Here is a 19107-nt window from a genome sequence, read left to right as displayed (position 1 = left end):
CACACTATAAAAAATAGTTGAATAAACTCACTAAACCACCTCTAGCAAGTTTCAAGGCAACAATAGCAACAAGTGGAGAAATATCAATCATACCAAATGGTGGAATAAACCTCCTAAACGGCTCTAAATACGGTTCGCAAATACGCGCAAGAAAATCTCCAAAAGCTGATTCCTTTGCGCCAGGAAACCATGATAGGAGAATGTAAATAATTAGTGCCCACGAGTAAATCTCGATAGCAGTAAGTAACACTGTTAAAACTGTTGTCATGGCGTATTACCACCTCTTTATATTTGTCTCTTCTTCTTCACCGAATAACTCTGAAATCGCACCAACGATATCAACATTTTCAGGTGTACACATAAATGTTTTCGGGCCTATTTTTTGAATATCCCCGCCTATAGCGTATACAGTACCACTTAAAAAGTCAACGATACGTACAGCTTGATCTGTAGACATTCTTTGCAAATTAATTACAACAGCTCGTCTACCTTTTAAGTGATCCGAAATGCCTTGCGCTTCCGAATATGTACGTGGTTCTAGTAAAACAACTTTTGAAGATTGCTTCGCTGTTTCAATACTCACTACATTTTGCTTCGGTTGCACTTTCGCAAACGGAACATCTTGTTGTTCTGGGGGATCTTGTTGCTTTGTCATGTCTGTTTGCTCCTTTTCATAACTATATTGAGCTGCTTCTTTTTCTTCCGGTGTGTCAAAAAAGAAGTATTTTACTTTTGACCAACTCATAATAACTTTCTCCTTCCTCCTACGCTTTTCCTACTAAAACCGTTCCCAAACGAATATATGTAGCGCCTTCCTCAATTGCAATCGTGTAATCATTTGACATTCCCATTGATAATTCTTTACATGGTGCATGTAATAATTCTAGCTCCTGCACCTCTGTTTGTAGCATGCGCAATTCCTTAAAGCAGCGACGAATCTCTTCCTCTTCTCCTGTAAACGGAGCCATTGTCATTAATCCTACCACTTCAATCTTATCCAATTCTTGCAAACTTTGAATAAAAGAAATTGTTTCTTCTATCGCCAATCCTTGCTTTGATTCTTCAGATGATGTTTTCACTTGAATGAAGCATTTAACTTTCTTATCAGCACGTTTTTGAATTTCTTTTGCAAGCGAAAGACGATCTAATGAATGTAAATAATCAATCTCATTAATGATTTCTTTTACTTTTCTCGTTTGCAATGATCCAATAAAATGCCAATTCACTTTTGAACCGAAATGCTCGTATTTTTGTAAGAAACCTTCATTTCTATTTTCACCTAAATCAATAATTCCTGTTTCAATTACTTCGCTTGTTTTTTCAATCCCTACAGTTTTTGTAACTGCAACGAGCTTAATATCTTTCATCGAACGTCCAGCTCGTACACAAGATTCTTTAATTACTTCGTTTACATCTGCTAAATTCCCTTGCACTGTCACTTACTTCACTCCTCCTTAAAACCTATGAAACTCAACATTCTCCCCGTCTTACCTTGATCACGACGATGAGAGAAAAATAATTGTTCTTCACAGCTTGTACAAAGAGATGACATTACAATATGTTCTTCTTTTATGCCTGCTTGTACACATAATATACGATTAACTTCTTTTAAATTAATTGCATACTGACCATCAGAAATTACTTTATGAGGAACAGATCCGTTTACTACTTGCTGTGCTGCTGTTAATACACGATCATCAACAACATAACAACATGATCCGATTGCAGGACCAATTGCGACATGAATTTCATCACTTGAAACACCTTCTGCATTCCACTTTTGAATCATTTCTTTCGCAATCTCTGTTACAGTCCCTTTCCACCCAGCATGCGCAAGTCCTATCATATCATGTGATGGTGCATAAAAATAGAGCGGAACACAATCAGCGTAACAAGATGTTAAGAGAACATCTTTGTTAGTCGTATAAATGCCATCCGTTTTTGGAATACCGTCTTCATATGAATAAACGCCTTTCCCTTTTTCTTGCAGTCCTACTTTCTCAACATGATGGTCATGAACTTGTTCAGAGCAAATCCATTTTTCTAATGGTTTTTGTAACTTATTAGCTAAAATGCGTCTGTTTTCATGAACATTCTCCACGATATCATTCACATGTAATCCTAAATTCATCGCATGAAAGGAGCCTGTACTTACTCCACCATCTTTTGTCGTAAATCCAACAGTAATGTTTCCAAGTTCTTTCCACGCTTGTAAATACAGTATACCGTCCGCATATTTAAATGGTTCTCTCATAAAGCGACTCCTTTTAATTAAAATAACAGAAAAAAGTATGGTACTTCCTGTCTATTTTACCATACTTTTATTTTTTCATAATGACAACAGAAAAAAAAGAGGAATTTGTAATATTCTTTATGAAATTGTCGGTGTTTGTATTGATTCTGTTACAGAATTAACATGATCTACTTTTACAAGTATGACATCTTCTCCAATTTTCATAATTTGCTCCCAAGGAATCACAAATTCTACTTCCTTCCCAAAGAGTCCAAGCATTCGTGCCTGCTTAGAAATAATAACCGCCCTAATCTTTCCTGTGTCTATATCAATATCAATATCTCCAATATTCCCAAGCCTCTTTCCATCTGAAACATTTACAACATCCTTCATTTGAAACTCCGAAATCCGTATCATATTCATCCTCTCCCTTATATCATGAATCGTAAGTACGCTCTCAAATAAAGTGAAACCTTAATCAGTGGGATTATCCCCATCCCTACTGATTATTAACCCATGCCAATCGGACTTTTACGGGCAGTCCCGCTTCCATCTAACTTTTTACTTCAGCCTAATTTCGAAGCGGATAAACAGTATATAACCGCTACTAATAGAACATCCATTTTATTTTCATTATATGAACCTACCCAATCTACTATGAGCGCAAAATATTATATATAAAAAAGACCTCACCATAACTGGTGAGGACCTTATCCTTGAATCGTCTTATTCATTTGCTTAATAGCAGACTTCTCCAAACGTGATACTTGAGCTTGAGAAATCCCAATTTCTTCGGCAACTTCCATCTGTGTCTTTCCTTGAAAGAAACGTTTTCGAATAATCATTTTTTCACGATCATTTAAACGCTTCATTCCTTCTTTCAACGCCAGTTCTTCAACCCACTGCTCGTCCTTTTGTTTTTCATCCTTTAATTGATCCATAACAAAGATAGGATCTCCTCCATCGTTATAAATCGGTTCAAATAATGAAACCGGATCTTGAATCGCATCTAGTGCAAAAACAATCTCTTCATGTGTCACTTCAAGAACTTTCGCAATATCCATTGCTGTTGGTTCTTTTGAATTTTCAGCAATCAATTTTTCTCTTACTTGCAACGCTTTATACGCAATATCTCGTAATGAGCGAGATACACGAATTGGATTGTTATCACGCAAATATCTACGTATTTCTCCAATAATCATCGGCACAGCATACGTTGAAAACTTTACATTTTGGCCTAAATCAAAGTTATCAATGGATTTCATAAGTCCAATGCAACCAACTTGAAATAAATCATCAACATATTCTCCTCTGTTATTAAATCTTTGGATGACGCTCAGTACAAGACGTAAGTTTCCATTCACTAATTTCTCTCTGGCGCTTATCTCTCCACTTTGCATTTCACGAAATAATTTACGCATCTCTTCATTTTTTAGTACTGGAAGTTTAGCTGTATCAACACCGCAAATTTCTACTTTGTTTCTCGTCAAAGTGTTCCCTCCTATCGGGAGTTGCTGTACAGTGTAAAGTATTTCCTTTGAAGGGGATTTTATGCATACGGTTTTTCCATCATTTTTCACAAATATCATATTTCCTAATGCACAAAAAAAGAATAAGACCAGTCTAGATACCGACTGGTCTTATTCTTCACACCATTTTATTAAATTCTTTTCGTAATCTTTTTATAATTCTTTTTTCCAAACGAGAAATATAAGACTGTGAAATTCCAAGCATATCAGCCACATCTTTTTGTGTCTTCTCTTCACCACCAGCGAGTCCAAACCGAAGCTCCATAATTTGTTTTTCACGGTCATTTAATTGATGCAATGCTTTCATTAAAAGATGACGATCTACAGTAGCTTCTAAATCTTTTGTAATAATGTCATCATCTGTACCTAAAACATCTGATAGTAACAGTTCATTTCCGTCCCAATCAATGTTAAGCGGTTCATCAAAAGAAACTTCCGAACGATTTTTATTATTTCGACGCAAATGCATTAAAATTTCATTTTCTATACAACGAGATGCATATGTTGCTAATTTAATTTTCTTTTCTGGATTAAATGTATTCACTGCCTTAATAAGACCAATTGTTCCTATACTAATCAAATCCTCAATATTAATCCCTGTATTTTCAAATTTTCTTGCTATATATACAACAAGCCTTAGGTTACGTTCAATAAGCATCGACCTCGCAGCTTGATCTCCATTTGGTAATTTATTCAAAAGAACTGCCTCTTCTTCTTTCGTTAACGGCGGTGGCAACGCTTCACTTCCACCAATATAATAAATTTCATCGGTCTTAATTCCTAATTTCAGCAATACTTTATACCAAAGGTATACCAAATAAAATTTAAATTTCACCATATTATCCCGCCTCTCATAATTAAGCAATTACCATCTTTTGCGAAATCAACATTTTCGGATGTACAATGCATTGATACTCACCATTAGTAGATAATTGTTGTGTATTTAATCCAATCAGTACTTTGTTTACAACAACCGAACTACCTTCATGATAAACTCGCACACAATCTGGCTTAATTGCCCATAAAAATTGATTCTCTACTCCTACTGCTCGGAAAGGAATTAAACGTAGTTTCGTCGCCCATCCAGAATCATTTTCTGGTATTTGAGGAATTTCTGTTTTGGAATAAATTTGTTCTGTTAACCAAGCTGGCAAAAAATGTTCTAATGATGAAATATGCATAATCATAACGGGTGTTTTCGTTAACGGGTCATAAAGTTGGTTCCCACTATCAATTAGACCTGCTAATTCTAGTTCCTCTCCAGCTAATTGAATTTCCACTTTCACGATTTGATCATAGTGTATCTTTGTGACCTCTACGCTTTCTATACGCTTTTTAGAAAAATAATAAATTACTGGAAAACCAAAAATAACAAATACCCAACTAATTGGATCACCGTAAGAAACTGATTTAGATTGAACTAATCCATTTACCATTTCGTTCGTTTGCAAAAAGTAATGCGTTCCAATTAATCCTCCACCAACCATAAAGGTTACAAAATAGAAAGTAAAAACAGTTTGTGTATAATTTCTAAATGTCGAAAACCCAAATGCTGTATACACAATAAGTAACGAGTACAATAGTTTCATAATTGGATGTGTCATCATAGAAGCAAAAGGCGTAAAGGCGAAAATAACAATAGTTGAACCTATAAATGCCCCTAACACAAGCCTCCATCTTTTGATTCTCTTTTTTAACACGGTGGCTGTTAATAAAAGTAAAAGAAAATCAATGCAGGCGTTTAACAACCAGACAATGTCGGCGTAAACAACCAAACAATTCACCTCTTTTTTTAAGTTGAGACTAGTATAATGCATATCCAACAGGAAAGTGTGTCAATTGGTGGAGGGATTTTTTTGTTATTTTGTGATTTCTAGACATAATCTGTCGGTAAAAAATAAAAGTGTATTTTTCATAGAATAATATAAATTTTTTACTTGTATACATAATAATTGAATTATATATATACAAAGTTTATCTTGCTATTTGCGGGCAGTAAGACCTTGCCTCAAAATTCAGCTATAAAAAAGGACAGAAGTTAAGTGGGAGTCGGGCTAACAATCATTTTTGGATGAACACCCCCGACTAATTAAAGTTTCAATTTATCACAGCTTATGGCTTAAAAATAGGACTGGGCTCTCCATATGCAAAATAGTAAAAAAAGATCTGCTTAGCAGATCTTTTCCATTTAGACAACAAAAAAAAGGAGCATGAAAGCTCCTTTTCTTTTATCGTCTACGACGGTTACGTAAGAATGCTGGAATATCGATGTCATCTGAATCTGTATGACGATCATGCACAACCGGCTCTTCACGTTTCATTTCACGCTTAACTTCACGTTGTTTTGAAGGTTGAGCTACTGGTTGTTGTTGCTGTTGTGTGTGATTCGCAGTCGGACGGATAATTGGTTTTGGTGGTTGTGTCGAAGCACTATCATCAAAACCAGTTGCAATTACAGTGACAACGATATCATCTTTTAATCCTTCATTAATAACAGAACCGAAGATCATATTTACTTCTGGATCCGAAGCTGAAGCTACAATGTCTGCTGCTTCTTGTACTTCATATAAACTTAAGTTTGCGCCGCCCGTAATGTTCATAATAACACCTTGAGCTCCATCAATAGATGTTTCTAGTAATGGACTAGAAATCGCTTTTTTCGCAGCTTCAGCAGCACGATTTTCACCATTACCAGAACCGATACCCATTAAAGCAGAACCTCTATTAGACATAATTGTTTTGACGTCTGCAAAGTCTAAGTTAATTAGACCTGGTGTAGCAATTAAATCAGAAATACCTTGAACACCTTGACGTAATACGTTATCTGCTTCACGGAACGCTTCTAACATTGGCGTATTTTTATCAACAATCTCTAATAAGCGATCATTTGGAATTACGATAAGTGTATCTACATTTTCTTTAAATGACGCAATACCAGATGCAGCTTGAGTTGCACGTTTACGCCCTTCAAATGTAAATGGACGTGTTACAACACCAACTGTTAACGCGCCTAGTTCTTTTGCAACTTGAGCAACAACTGGAGCTGCACCAGTTCCAGTTCCGCCGCCCATACCAGCAGTTACGAAGACCATATCCGCGCCACGAAGCGCTTCTTGAATCTGTTCTTTACTTTCTTCTGCAGCTTTTTTCCCTACTTCAGGGTTTGCGCCTGCACCAAGTCCACGCGTTAATTTTCCACCAATTTGCATTTTCGTTTCAGCTTTTGATAGATTTAATGCTTGTGCATCAGTATTCACAGCGATAAAGTCTACACCTTGTACACCGTGTTCAATCATACGGTTTACAGCGTTGTTTCCGCCACCGCCGACACCGATAACTTTTATATTCGCTAATTGATCTTGAGTAGTATCAAACTCTAACATGTCGAAATCCCCCTAGAACCTCATTTTTCGTGTCCAATTTTAATCCCATAAATAACGGAATGCACGTTTTACTTTTGACATCATGCGGTCATCATTTTGATTAGTATTGTTTTGATTACGAGTTTTTTGTTTCGCAGGTTGCTGTTGTACCGGCATTGGTGCTGGTACTGGTTCAAAATGTTCTTGCTTTTCCTGCACATTTTTCCCACGTAATTTAGCTTTTTGATAAGAATGTTTAATTAATCCAACTCCACTTGTATATTGAGGCTCACGAACACCAATATAATCAGGAGTTGCTATACGAACATTTTCATGTAAAATATCGTATGCAAGATCAAGAACACCTGGCATAGAAGCTATCCCACCAGTTAGTACATATCCAGAAGCAGCTTGCTTTACTCCTAACTTATGCACTTCATCTTGAACAAACATTAAAATTTCCTCTACACGAGCCTCTATTATATCCGATAATTCCAACTGAGAATATTGTTCTGTTTGATCGCTTCCCATAATAGGAACCGTAAACATCTCTTCTTCAGATGCTGTATCATAAAAAGCATGTCCATATTTCAGCTTAATTTGATCTGCATTTTCTGTTGAAGTTTTCAGCCCAATCGCTATATCCTTCGTTATATGATCTCCACCTAATGGCAATACGCTCGTTGCTTGCAACTCTCCATCTTTAAAAATAGATAAGGTTGTAGATCCTCCGCCCATATCAACAAGGGCTACCCCTCTATTTCTTTCATCCGAAGATAACGCAACTGTCGCTGCCGCTAAAGGTTGCAGACAAATATCAACAATTTCAAGACCTGCTTTTTCTACACAACGAAGTAGGTTATGTAGTAAAGTTCTCGAGCCTGTAATAAGTGTACCTTCCATTTCTAATCTTACACCGATCATCCCGCGTGGATCGTTAATCTCGTCAAGACCGTCTACAATGAACTGTCGAGGTACCACATCAATAAATTCACGTTCAGGAGCAATTGACACAACTTGCGCTGCATCTAGAACGCGTAAGACATCTTCATTCCCGATTTCACGATCTTCATTTGAAACAGCGACTACTCCGTGACACGGGAGCAACTGTACCTGGTTTGCATTGACACCTACTACAACTTGCTCAATGTGGATACCCACCATGCGCTCAGCTTGTTCAATTGCTTTTTTAATTGATCGAACAGTTTCATCTATATCAACTATCGATCCCTTTTTCAAACCATTTGATTTTACGTTTCCAACACCAATAATGTTTAAGCTATCATTAACCATTTCACCAATGATGACTTTAACATTGGATGTACCGATGTCAAGACTAACATATATTTCATTGCTGTTCATTCTTTGGCACCTCCTTCTTTATTTATACCATACAACTCAATATATGGAACAACAATCGCAACTTTACTATTTATAAGAAAAATATTCAACGTCTTTGTACGTTTCCCTTTTTTAACCCTATATTTTTCTTATTTTTATTTAACATTCATTTAAGAATATCGCAGTAACCTGTGAATAACTGCTCTATCTTGAAATAATTATATTTCAAGTGTAAAGATTACCGCCAAGTATAAGTCTACACTAAGATGTACTTGTAGAAAAGTGAAACTTGTACCAATCCTAGTATGAATCTAAGAAAATTTACATTTTTTTCATCAAATTAAGCATTCTTGCAAATTAGCATCCATATAAAAGAACGTTTGTTTCATTTCATACGTAATAACGCAGTAAAAACTATCATTCTATTCTTTCTTTTCTTCAGCACCTAGTTCCTTCGTATATGCACCCACTTCTAAGTCAATTAAAACCTTCTTACCAGGTTCAATTGTTTTTAAAATAAGTGGATAAGCTTCCATTCGCTTTGCGAAATTTTGAATAGTGGTGCTCACTTCATATCCTTCATTCATATATAAAGTAAGATGATCTTCATTTGCGTTCGTTGGTGTATAACGGATTTCAGAAATAGACCTTAAAATAGTTGGCGTTAATTTTTCTAGTTCTGCAATTAATTCCTTCATTTTTTCCTCTTTAAATGGTTCAAAAATTGGTGCTGCAACTGGAAGCTTTCCGTTCGGAAGTACATCGAGTGTTTTCCCATTTTCTAATAACGGTTGTAATTTCCCATCTTTGTTTATATAGCCAATTGTTAAATATTCTTCGATATGAACATCAATTTTGTTTGGGAAACGTTTTTTTACATTTACCTCTTTAATTTCTTTTCGTTTCGTTAAGTTTTCTTCTGCTTTATGTGCTGTTACTCGGAAATAACTCGTATCATATGTCACACCTGATTCCTTCATAACTTGTTCATCTGTCATATAATGATTTCCAAAGACACTTATCTTTTTTATATTACTAAGCGGAGACCGAAAATAAATTAAAAAGAGTACTAATAAAAATAAAATCGATATGTATAAAATTAACCGATGATTAACAGGTTTCTTATTTTTTTTATTTTGATTCTTTAATTTTGGTACACGATCTTGTAGTTTAATCACTTTACTATTTTTCATGTACGATCCCCCTATGTAACATAAAGAACGGCATGTTCCTCATGCCGTTCTTATCTTCTTATTATAACATAAATGATAATGAGCGGAACGAACAACCGTTATCTTCCAATTATTTCTACTTCTGTATGCATATCAACACCAAATTTATCTTTAATTGTACGCTTTACCAATGCGATTAAGTCTAATACATCTTGCGCTGAGGCCACACCAGTATTAACAATAAAATTCCCATGCATTTCAGAAATTTGAGCTCCACCTATTGTATAACCACGAAGCCCTGATTTTTCTATTAAATCTCCTGCAAAATAGGGGACTGGATTTCGAAATATACTTCCTGCACAAGGGTGATTCCAAGGCTGCGTTTCACGGCGATACTCTTTATTCTTTTGCATGCTTCTTACAATTCCCTCGCGTTCGCCTACCTCTAATTGGAATTCAGCTTCCAAAACAATACCAGGGCGTTTCATTTGCAATACAGATGTGCGATAAGAAAAGCCCATTTCGGTATTCGTCAACCAATTAATTGTTCCATTGTCAAACAAAATACGAGCTTTCGTTAATACACTCGATATGTCGGACTTATGAGCGCCTGCATTCATATACACTGCACCGCCAACACTTCCTGGAATACCACTTGCAAATTCCAGGCCCGCTAATCCCTGTCGACTAAGTAAAGTTGACAATTTAATAAGGGGATATCCAGCACCGACTCTTACTCTATGTTTTTCGACTTCTAAATGGTCTAATCCTTCTCCTAAACGAATAACCACACCTTCTATACCTTGATCAGATACGAGAAGATTTGAACCACGACCAATTGCAGTCCACCTTGTCTTGTACTTCTTTACTAACTCTAGAGTCTTCTCAATACCAGCAACATGCTTTGGTACAATTAAAATATCAGCTGGTCCGCCTATTTTCATAGTCGTGTAACGCGCTAACGGTTCATTAACTAACACGCGACCAACATTTGCTTCTAAAAGCTCTTTTACTAATTGTTCCATAGACAATCTCCCCCATATCAAGTCTCCTTATTACAGTAATATGCGGGACGTTCACCTAATGTTATTTTTTAATAAGCTTGTTCATTACTTCATATAGCTTATTTGCTGCATCTGGAATACCAAGTTGCTTAGTAGCCAGTTTCATATTTTGTAATGTTTGTGTATCCAATAAAATCTCATCAATGTCACGAATAAGCGTTTCAGATGTTAAATCTTTTTCAAGTAGCATTTTAGCTGCTCCTTTATCAACAACTGATCGTGCATTTTTTTCTTGATGGTTATTTGTTACGTACGGACTTGGAATTAATACACTTGGCTTTCCTAACGCTGTTAATTCTGCAAGCGTTGTAGCCCCTGCCCTTGAAACAACAAGATCTACACCCGTCAGCACCTCTGGCATATTATGAATAAAAGGTTTAATAATAACATTATTCGGATTCCCTTTTTGTTTCACGGCTTCCATAACTTTATCATAATGTACTTCGCCTGTTACATATAATACTTCGTAACTTTTATTCCCAAATTGTTCAATCGCTTCTACAAAAGCATCGTTAATCGGTCTAGCCCCGCGGCTCCCACCAAAAATAAGCACGGATTTTTTAGAAAGGGATAGTCCTACCGAACGTTTTCCTTTCATTCCATTTTGGTCCATTACTTCTGATGCACGTGGATTACCTGTCATAACCACTTTTGACTGTGGAAAATGTTCTGCAGCTGCTTCAAAACAAACTGCAACTTTATCGACATAACGACTTAAAAATTTATTCGTTACACCAGGTACACTATTTTGTTCATGGACAATAGTCGGAATACCTAATTTAGCCGCAGCATATACAACTGGCCCACATACGTATCCACCCGTACCAATCACAATATCAGGGTTAAAACGACGAATATATCGTTTACTATCTTGAACACCTTTTAGGAAACGCATCACGGTTTTTACATTATCAAGAGATATTTTTCGTTTAAATCCACTTATAACAATAGATTGGAACGGAATACCCGCTTTCGGTACGATGGTACTCTCTAATCCATTCTCTGTACCAATGTATAAAAATCTTGCTTCCGGATTTAGTTTTTTTATTTCTCTAATTAAAGCAAGAGCTGGATAAATATGTCCTCCAGTACCCCCACCACTTACTAATACTCGCACTACTGATTCCTCCACTTCCCTGTTCTTATTCAATCGTATTTATTTCTATATACATATTGTATTTTCACACACACACGAAAAACCCTGTCTTTTAAACAGGGTTTAATAGCGAGAATGGCGACTTATATTCAATAATACACCTACTGCCATTAACATTAAGGTCAAACTTGATCCACCATAACTTAAAAATGGCAAAGTAATACCGGTAACAGGCATCAGTCCTGTTACAACACCAACATTAATCATTACTTGAATCGCAATCATCGCCACAATACCTACTGCTAAAAACGTACCATATAAATCTGGCGCTCCTAATGCTATACGAATCCCACGCCATAATAATAGACTAAATAATAATAACACAAATGAACCACCAATAAAACCTAATTCCTCGGATAAGATTGCAAATATAAAGTCTGTTTGTGGTTCAGGTAAATAAAGAAATTTTTGTCTACTTTGTCCAAGTCCAAGCCCAAATAAACCACCAGGTCCAATTGCGAGTAACGATTGGATAATTTGAAATCCACTTCCGAGCGGATCCGACCACGGATCTAAATATGATGTGATGCGTTTCATTCGATATGGCGCTGATGCAATTAACCCTACAAATCCCGCTGCACCAAGCAAACCAAACATTGCAAAGTGAAAGACCCTTGCTCCCGAAATAAATATCATAATAATACATGTCCCAATCATTACCGTTCCCGTACCAAGATCTGGCTGTAACATAATTATCCCAAAAGCAAGAAATACAAAACTAAGAGCCGGTAGTAAACCTCGTTTAAAAGATGTAATTAATTTTTGTCGTTCCGCTAAAAATTTTGCTAAGAAAATAATCATCGCGAATTTCATAAACTCTGACGGTTGGATAGAAAATGCCCCGATTCCAATCCAACTTCGCGCCCCTCCACGAACGAGACCTACTCCAGGAATAAGAACGAGAATAAGAAGAACGAAACAAACTAGTAAAATTACTTTTGAATACGTACGCCATACCCAATAATCAATTTTCATCAGAAAAAACATAGCTACTACCCCAAGACTTGCAAATAACAATTGTCTTTTTGCAAAAAAGAATGAATCCCCCATTTTATAAGAGGCCCAAACCGCACTCGCACTATAAACCATAATCATTCCGATTGTTAACAACGCAAGTGTAACGATGATGAGAATAAAATCAGGCGTTTTCTTCATTACCCATGAACACCACCTCTTTGGGCAGAACCTTTGCCCTATGTAACAAAACATCAGTAGGTGTTAGCCTACTGATGTTTTGATTTACTTTATATAAGTTTATGCACAGCTTGTATAAAAATGTCTCCTCTTTCTTCAAATGTTTTAAATTGATCCCAGCTTGCACATGCTGGTGAAAGAAGAATTACATCACCATCGGTAGAATGAGCATAAGCTTTCACTACTGCATCATCTAAAGTATCGACACTTTCAATTACATCTAATCCTGCTTTTTCTGCCGCTCTTACTAATTTTGGTGCAGTTTGTCCAAATGTCACAATCGCTTTGACATGTTTAAAATATGGAATTAAATCATCAAATTCATTACCACGATCAAGTCCACCAGCCAATAATACAATCGGTTGTGTAAATGCAGATAATGCTTTTTCTGTCGCTAGCATATTCGTCGCTTTTGAATCATTATAAAATTTACGATTATTAATCGTTGTTACATATTCTAAGCGATGTTTTACACCTGTAAAACTTTTTAACACAGCAATAATTGCTTCATTAGAAACACCTAGTAATTTAGCAATACTCATTGCTGCTAAAATATTTTCTAAATTGTGCTTACCAGGTAAAACAATATCACTTACTTTAACTACTTTTTCGCCTTTAAAATAAAGAGCATTATCTTTTATATACGCACCATCTTCAATTTCTTTCGTCGTCGAAAATAATACTTTCTGTCCTTTACTATATGCCGATAACGCCATGACATCTGCATCATCTGCGTTAATTATACTATAATCTGCTTCAGTTTGGTTTTTGAAAATATTCGCTTTCGCCAAACCATACTCTTTCTTCGTCCCGTGATAATCTAAATGCGCTTCAAATAAATTTAAAAAGGCTGCAATTTTTGGTTGGAACGATTCCACTCCCATCAATTGAAACGATGAAAGTTCCGTAACGACAACTTCATTTTCCTTCGCCAATTGTGCAACTTCACAAGCTACAGTACCTATATTCCCCGCAATAACTGGGTGCTTTTGTCCTTCTTTTAACATTTCAAACGTTAACATTGTCGTTGTTGTTTTACCGTTAGATCCCGTAATCCCAACAAACGGTGCTGCTGAAATGGAATATGCTAATTCAACCTCAGTTACAATTGGAATTTGTTTTTCTTTCGCCGCCACTAAGAGTGGATTAGAATATGGAATTCCTGGATTTTTTACGACAAGTGAAATGTTTCTCTCCAGCAATTCTAATGGATGCCCACCACACACAACATCCATTCCTTCCGCTTGTAACTCAGCTGCAAGCACATTACCCGCTAATGGTTTCCCATCATTTACAATGACGTTTGCCCCTAACTTTTTTAATAAAGTAGCTGCTGCATAACCACTTTTAGCAATACCTAATACAAGAACATTTTTATTTTGATATTCAGTTACAGTTTTCAATTACATCCACACCCCGATATAAATTCCTAGCACAGCTAATAAAAATCCTACAGACCAAAACGTTACAACAACGCGCCACTCTGACCAACCACATAATTCATAATGATGATGTAATGGACTCATTTTAAAGACACGCTTTCCTGTTGTTTTGAACGAAATAACTTGGATAATAACAGATAAAGTTTCCGCTACGAATACACCGCCAATAATAACGAGTAACAATTCTTGTTTTAACAAAATCGCTACAGCTGCGATAGCACCACCTAAAGCTAGAGAACCAGTATCCCCCATAAATACTTTCGCTGGATTCGCATTGAATACTAAAAAGCCAAGTACAGCTCCTACGACTGCCATACAGAAAATCGCTACCCCAAATTGTTCTTGAGCTACAGCAATAATACTAAATGCTCCGAATGCAATAGCAGCTGTTCCTGATAATAAACCATCTAAACCATCTGTTAAATTAACCGCATTTGATCCACCAATAAGCATAAATAATACGAGAACAAAATACGCCCAGCCTAATTCAAATTTAACATCAGTTCCTGGAATCATGATATACGTGTGAAATGCTTGCCCTTTTCCAATTAAAAAGAACGCAATAGCAATTACAAGCTGACCAATCAATTTTTGTTTTGATGTTAAACCAAGATTTCTCTTCTTTACTACTTTTATGTAGTCATCTAAAAATCCGATTAATCCGTACCCAAATGTAACTAATAATAACAATGATACTTCTGCACCTAAATTGTTAAATTTAATCGCCATAATAAGCGTAGTCACCATCATAGATACATATATGACAATACCACCCATCGTTGGTGTCCCTGATTTCTTTTGGTGTGACTTCGGTCCTTCGTCACGAATACTCTGTCCGAACTTTAACTTTCTTAAAAATGGAATAAATAATGGCGAAAGGGCAACAGAAATTAAAAATGCTACCCCAGCCGTTACTAATAAACCTTGTTCAAGCACATGTAGTCCTCCTCTCATGCTGTTACACTTCGTTGTTTAAACGCTCCGTGATTGCTTCTTTAGCAACTTCACGATCGTCAAAATGATGAACTTCTTTACCAATAATTTGATACGTTTCATGCCCTTTACCAGCAATAATAATAATATCTTCTGCTTTTACTTTCGAGATAGCGGAACGTATCGCTTCTTTTCGATCGACAATTACTTCATAATTATTCCCATTCACATCATTTACCATATCATCTAAAATAGCCTTCGGATCTTCACTTCTTGGATTATCTGATGTATAAATTGCATGAGTTGCATATTCGGTTGCGACACTTGCCATTATTGGTCTTTTCGTTCTATCTCTATCACCACCGCAACCAACGATACAATATACATCGCCTTTTGCAAACTGTTTTGCTGTTTTTAGTACGTTCTCTAAGCTATCAGGTGTATGCGCATAGTCAACAATAACTGTGTAATTTTGTCCACCATCTACAACTTCAAAACGTCCAGGAACGCCAGCAAGCTCTTTAATTACATCAATAATTGTTTGTAAGCTCACTCCTGAAACAAGACCTGCTGCTGTAGCAGCTAACACGTTGTATACATTAAACTTACCAATTAATTTCATCGTAACATTTACAGTTTCATACGGTGTTACAAGTGTAAATGTTGTACCGCCACTCGTCATTACGATATCTCGTGCCATAATGTCGCTTGCAACATCTATACCGTATGTTACAACAGTAGCTGCTGTACTTCTCATATACTCTTCTGCTACTGGATCATCACTGTTTAATATAGCGTATTTTTCACGATTATGATGATAACTATTGCCAAGCTGTGCGAAAAGCAACCCTTTCGCATGTTTATATTCTTCCATCGTTTTATGATAGTCTAAATGATCTTGTGTTAAATTCGTAAATACTGCAACATCATAATCGCACCCGTGTACACGGCCAAGATCTAAAGCATGAGACGAAACTTCCATTACTGTGCTATCCACACCTTGTTCAACCATTTTTGAAAATGTCTGTTGAAGTGTTAGTGCATCTGGTGTTGTATTTTTCACCTCAAATGTTTCATCACCGATTTTCATATTAATCGTTCCAATTAGCCCTGTTTTATGACCATGTGCGCGCATAATTTCATCCATAATATGCGATGTTGTTGTCTTTCCATTTGTACCTGTAATACCGATTAAATGTAACTTGTGTGTTGGTTGGCCATAAAAATAATCAGCTAAAACCGCTAGCGAACGAAAAGTATTTTTCACAAGTACAACTGGAACGTCAACATCAATTGGTCTTTCCGCAACAATAGCAGCCGCTCCTTGTGCGGCTGCTTGCTTAGCAAAGTCATGGCTATCAACCGTATATCCTTTCATACATATAAATAAGCTTCCCTCTTTCACTTTACGTGAATCCGCTTCAATAGATGTTATTTCTGGATTTTCTGTTGGAACAACTGGAAAATCATGCAAACATGATACAAGTGTATGCAACTTCATTTCACTAAACCCTCTCTACATTGTTTATTTATCTCTTATTTTAGCAAGTAACACGTTACCTCCTAGTTATATAAAAATAGGAGGTAAGTGCTACTATAGTCTAATCAATAGATTTATTTATTAATGAGACACTTATCGTCTCAAGTAAAGCAATTTTTCTATAAAGAACTCACTTCCACCAATTGTACCATAAAACACAATCAGTTACCTTTAATTCCCGAAGTAAATTCTAACTTTTGAACCCTCTTTTACTTTAGCTCCTGCTTCTGGCGATTGTTTAATTACTTTCCCACCATCACCACTTATATCAAGCTTCAAGTCTACAAGTTGCGTTTGTAAATCTTTCTTTTTCATACCAATTAAATTAGGAACTTCCACAGTTGGTGTATCGCCCCATTTATATTCTTTCTCAACTTGCTCTTTTCTCGGTTCCACTCCCATTACAGGAAGTGCGTCACGAAGAATATTCCCAACAATAGGTGCTGCTACAACTCCACCAAATTGAGTGACTCCTTTTGGATTATCCACTGCTACATAAACAACAATTTGCGGATCGTCAGCTGGAGCAAAACCGATAAATGATACAATATAGTTATTATCTAAATATTTTCCATCTTTCACCTTTTGAGCAGTTCCAGTTTTTCCACCTACACGATATCCATCAATATAAGCCCCTTTACCCGAACCTTTCGCTACAACATTCTCTAATGCGTAACGAACTTTCTCTGAAGTTTCCTTGGAAATAACTTCCCTTTTCGCAACAGGTGTCTTTTTGCTGACAACTTGATTATTCTTCGGATCAATAAATTCCTTCGCTATATATGGCTGATACAAAGTTCCACCATTTACAGCGGCCGCTACAGCTGCTACTTGTTGAATCGGTGTAACAGAAACACCTTGCCCAAATGAAGTCGTCGCTTGCTCGACTGGACCAACTTTATCTAAATTAAATAAAATCCCGCTACCTTCACCTTGTAAATCAATTCCGGTCTTCTGTCCAAACCCGAAATTGCGAATGTATTTAAACAATCGATCTTTACCAAGACGATCACCGAGTTCAATAAATCCTGGGTTACAAGAGTTTTGAACTACCTCTAAAAACGTTTGGCTACCATGGCCTCCAGCTTTCCAACACCGCAATCTAGCTCCACCAACTTCAGCTGCCCCATCATCATAAAATGTATCTTTCTCTAAGTCTACTAAATTTTCATTCAAGGCTGCAGCTAATGTAATAATCTTAAATGTTGACCCCGGCTCATACGTACTCCATACAGGTAAGTTTCTGTTATATACTTCCGGAGAAACACTTTGGAAATCTGCTGGATCAAAACTTGGTCGACTTGACATACCTAAAATTTCACCATTTTTCGGATTCATTGCAATTGCTATCATACCATCAGGATTATACGTTGATTCCGCAATATTCATTTCTCTTTCCATAATCCTCGTAATGCGTGAATCAATTGTTAATCCTAAATTCAAGCCGGCTTCTGGTTTTTTGAAATCATCTCCAACGTTAGGCATTCTCTGTCCTTTCGCGTCTGCAAAAAATCGCACATGACCTTTATCACCATTTAGCTCTTTATCATAATATTTCTCTAGTCCCATAAGCCCTTGATTATCACTGCCCGCAAATCCTAATACGTGTGATAAAAAATTACCGAATGGATAGTACCGGATAGAATCCTCTGCGATGTACACACCCTTTAAACTTAATCCGCGTACTTCTTTCGCTTTGTCATGCGATATTTTCCTTCCGCCTTTATCAAGCCTTACAATCGATTCTTTTTTTGTAATCCGCTTATAAACATCATCTTTTTCCACACCTAATACTGCAGCTAACTTCTCTGCAGTCTCTGCTGGTTTTTCAATTTGCCTCGGCACAACAAAGACGGTCGGTGCACTTTTATTCGTAGCAAGCTCCACACCATTTCGATCTAAAATTTTCCCTCGCTCTGGTTCAAAAGTAATATTACGACTCCATGAATCCTTCGCACGATCCGTTAACATATTTCCAAGAAAAAATTGTACATATCCAAGACGAATATCGATAATGGTGAAAATGAGTATACCCGATATAAGTATAAAAATAAGTCGTTTTCTAACTGTTACATTTGATACACGCATATTGGAACAAGCCTCCCTTACGCCTAGCTTGTTCCAATATATGCTTGTACTTA

18 protein-coding genes are annotated in these 19107 nt (G+C 36.5%); all 18 read right to left on the bottom strand.

Annotation, left to right across the window (positions count from 1 at the left end; all coding sequences use genetic code 11):
- Positions 1-4: 4 nt before the first annotated feature.
- The 18 genes from AC0IXC_RS12350 to AC0IXC_RS12265 all read right to left on the bottom strand — a co-directional run bounded on the left by AC0IXC_RS12350 (position 5) and on the right by AC0IXC_RS12265 (position 19054).
- Positions 5-268, bottom strand: a complete 264-nt coding sequence (locus AC0IXC_RS12350; protein ID WP_002014720.1) for a YggT family protein — start codon at positions 266-268, stop codon at positions 5-7.
- Positions 269-274: 6 nt separating this feature from the next.
- Positions 275-745, bottom strand: coding sequence for a cell division protein SepF (locus AC0IXC_RS12345; protein ID WP_193651963.1), 471 nt, complete (start codon positions 743-745; stop codon positions 275-277).
- 19 nt (positions 746-764) lie between these two features.
- Entirely contained in the window at positions 765-1439 is a 675-nt protein-coding gene (locus AC0IXC_RS12340; protein ID WP_002033757.1) for a YggS family pyridoxal phosphate-dependent enzyme, read from the bottom strand.
- 5 nt (positions 1440-1444) lie between these two features.
- Entirely contained in the window at positions 1445-2254 is an 810-nt protein-coding gene (gene pgeF / locus AC0IXC_RS12335; RefSeq protein WP_002128855.1) for a peptidoglycan editing factor PgeF, read from the bottom strand.
- Positions 2255-2371: 117 nt separating this feature from the next.
- On the bottom strand, positions 2372-2650 hold the full coding sequence (locus AC0IXC_RS12330) for a YlmC/YmxH family sporulation protein (RefSeq protein ID WP_012261605.1): 279 nt from the start codon (positions 2648-2650) through the stop codon (positions 2372-2374).
- A 293-nt stretch (positions 2651-2943) separates the two neighbouring features.
- Positions 2944-3723, bottom strand: a complete 780-nt coding sequence (sigG, locus tag AC0IXC_RS12325) for an RNA polymerase sporulation sigma factor SigG (RefSeq protein ID WP_002014725.1) — start codon at positions 3721-3723, stop codon at positions 2944-2946.
- A 157-nt stretch (positions 3724-3880) separates the two neighbouring features.
- Positions 3881-4600 (bottom strand): RNA polymerase sporulation sigma factor SigE, encoded by a 720-nt coding sequence (gene sigE, locus AC0IXC_RS12320; RefSeq protein WP_002128857.1) that lies wholly within the window; start codon positions 4598-4600, stop codon positions 3881-3883.
- 19 nt (positions 4601-4619) lie between these two features.
- The gene (gene spoIIGA, locus AC0IXC_RS12315; RefSeq protein WP_033709394.1) at positions 4620-5537 is read right to left on the bottom strand and encodes a sigma-E processing peptidase SpoIIGA; all 918 of its coding nucleotides are present in this window, start codon (positions 5535-5537) and stop codon (positions 4620-4622) included.
- 453 nt (positions 5538-5990) lie between these two features.
- Positions 5991-7145 carry a cell division protein FtsZ gene (gene ftsZ, locus AC0IXC_RS12310; RefSeq protein ID WP_002014730.1) on the bottom strand — a complete coding sequence of 385 codons (1155 nt, stop codon included), beginning with the start codon at positions 7143-7145 and terminating at the stop codon, positions 5991-5993.
- A 39-nt stretch (positions 7146-7184) separates the two neighbouring features.
- Positions 7185-8486 (bottom strand): cell division protein FtsA, encoded by a 1302-nt coding sequence (gene ftsA / locus AC0IXC_RS12305; protein ID WP_002014731.1) that lies wholly within the window; start codon positions 8484-8486, stop codon positions 7185-7187.
- Between the two features lie 401 nt (positions 8487-8887).
- Positions 8888-9658, bottom strand: coding sequence for a cell division protein DivIB (divIB, locus tag AC0IXC_RS12300; protein ID WP_002014733.1), 771 nt, complete (start codon positions 9656-9658; stop codon positions 8888-8890).
- Between the two features lie 98 nt (positions 9659-9756).
- Positions 9757-10662: a UDP-N-acetylmuramate dehydrogenase gene (gene murB, locus AC0IXC_RS12295; protein WP_002033752.1), complete on the bottom strand. Its 906-nt coding sequence runs from the start codon at positions 10660-10662 to the stop codon at positions 9757-9759.
- Between the two features lie 61 nt (positions 10663-10723).
- A complete protein-coding gene (gene murG / locus AC0IXC_RS12290; RefSeq protein ID WP_002088269.1) occupies positions 10724-11818 on the bottom strand; it encodes an undecaprenyldiphospho-muramoylpentapeptide beta-N-acetylglucosaminyltransferase in 1095 nt (364 codons plus the stop codon).
- Between the two features lie 102 nt (positions 11819-11920).
- A complete protein-coding gene (gene spoVE, locus AC0IXC_RS12285; protein ID WP_002014736.1) occupies positions 11921-13012 on the bottom strand; it encodes a stage V sporulation protein E in 1092 nt (363 codons plus the stop codon).
- Between the two features lie 89 nt (positions 13013-13101).
- Positions 13102-14454, bottom strand: coding sequence for a UDP-N-acetylmuramoyl-L-alanine--D-glutamate ligase (gene murD, locus AC0IXC_RS12280; RefSeq protein ID WP_002033749.1), 1353 nt, complete (start codon positions 14452-14454; stop codon positions 13102-13104).
- Positions 14455-15429 (bottom strand): phospho-N-acetylmuramoyl-pentapeptide-transferase, encoded by a 975-nt coding sequence (gene mraY, locus AC0IXC_RS12275; protein ID WP_002014738.1) that lies wholly within the window; start codon positions 15427-15429, stop codon positions 14455-14457.
- 22 nt (positions 15430-15451) lie between these two features.
- Complete coding sequence (gene murE / locus AC0IXC_RS12270) at positions 15452-16927, bottom strand: UDP-N-acetylmuramoyl-L-alanyl-D-glutamate--2,6-diaminopimelate ligase (protein ID WP_002014740.1); 1476 nt, start codon at positions 16925-16927, stop codon at positions 15452-15454.
- Between the two features lie 210 nt (positions 16928-17137).
- Positions 17138-19054: a stage V sporulation protein D gene (locus AC0IXC_RS12265; RefSeq protein ID WP_002014741.1), complete on the bottom strand. Its 1917-nt coding sequence runs from the start codon at positions 19052-19054 to the stop codon at positions 17138-17140.
- Between the last annotated feature and the right edge of the window lie 53 nt (positions 19055-19107).

The organism is Bacillus sp. AC266 (assembly GCF_979253805.1).
This window is presented reverse-complemented; position numbering and strand designations above follow the sequence as displayed.

What these genes read in the sequence shown, in the direction of transcription:
- ftsZ (WP_002014730.1), bottom strand. Translation starts at nt 7,145, where the DNA reads ATGTTAGAGTTTGATACTACTCAAGATCAATTAGCGAATATAAAAGTT.
- AC0IXC_RS12350 (WP_002014720.1), bottom strand. Translation starts at nt 268, where the DNA reads ATGACAACAGTTTTAACAGTGTTACTTACTGCTATCGAGATTTACTCG.
- spoVE (WP_002014736.1), bottom strand. Translation starts at nt 13,012, where the DNA reads ATGAAGAAAACGCCTGATTTTATTCTCATCATCGTTACACTTGCGTTG.
- AC0IXC_RS12265 (WP_002014741.1), bottom strand. Translation starts at nt 19,054, where the DNA reads ATGCGTGTATCAAATGTAACAGTTAGAAAACGACTTATTTTTATACTT.
- murE (WP_002014740.1), bottom strand. Translation starts at nt 16,927, where the DNA reads ATGAAGTTGCATACACTTGTATCATGTTTGCATGATTTTCCAGTTGTT.
- divIB (WP_002014733.1), bottom strand. Translation starts at nt 9,658, where the DNA reads ATGAAAAATAGTAAAGTGATTAAACTACAAGATCGTGTACCAAAATTA.
- AC0IXC_RS12345 (WP_193651963.1), bottom strand. Translation starts at nt 745, where the DNA reads ATGAGTTGGTCAAAAGTAAAATACTTCTTTTTTGACACACCGGAAGAA.
- sigE (WP_002128857.1), bottom strand. Translation starts at nt 4,600, where the DNA reads ATGGTGAAATTTAAATTTTATTTGGTATACCTTTGGTATAAAGTATTG.
- ftsA (WP_002014731.1), bottom strand. Translation starts at nt 8,486, where the DNA reads ATGAACAGCAATGAAATATATGTTAGTCTTGACATCGGTACATCCAAT.
- AC0IXC_RS12330 (WP_012261605.1), bottom strand. Translation starts at nt 2,650, where the DNA reads ATGATACGGATTTCGGAGTTTCAAATGAAGGATGTTGTAAATGTTTCA.
- murB (WP_002033752.1), bottom strand. Translation starts at nt 10,662, where the DNA reads ATGGAACAATTAGTAAAAGAGCTTTTAGAAGCAAATGTTGGTCGCGTG.
- pgeF (WP_002128855.1), bottom strand. Translation starts at nt 2,254, where the DNA reads ATGAGAGAACCATTTAAATATGCGGACGGTATACTGTATTTACAAGCG.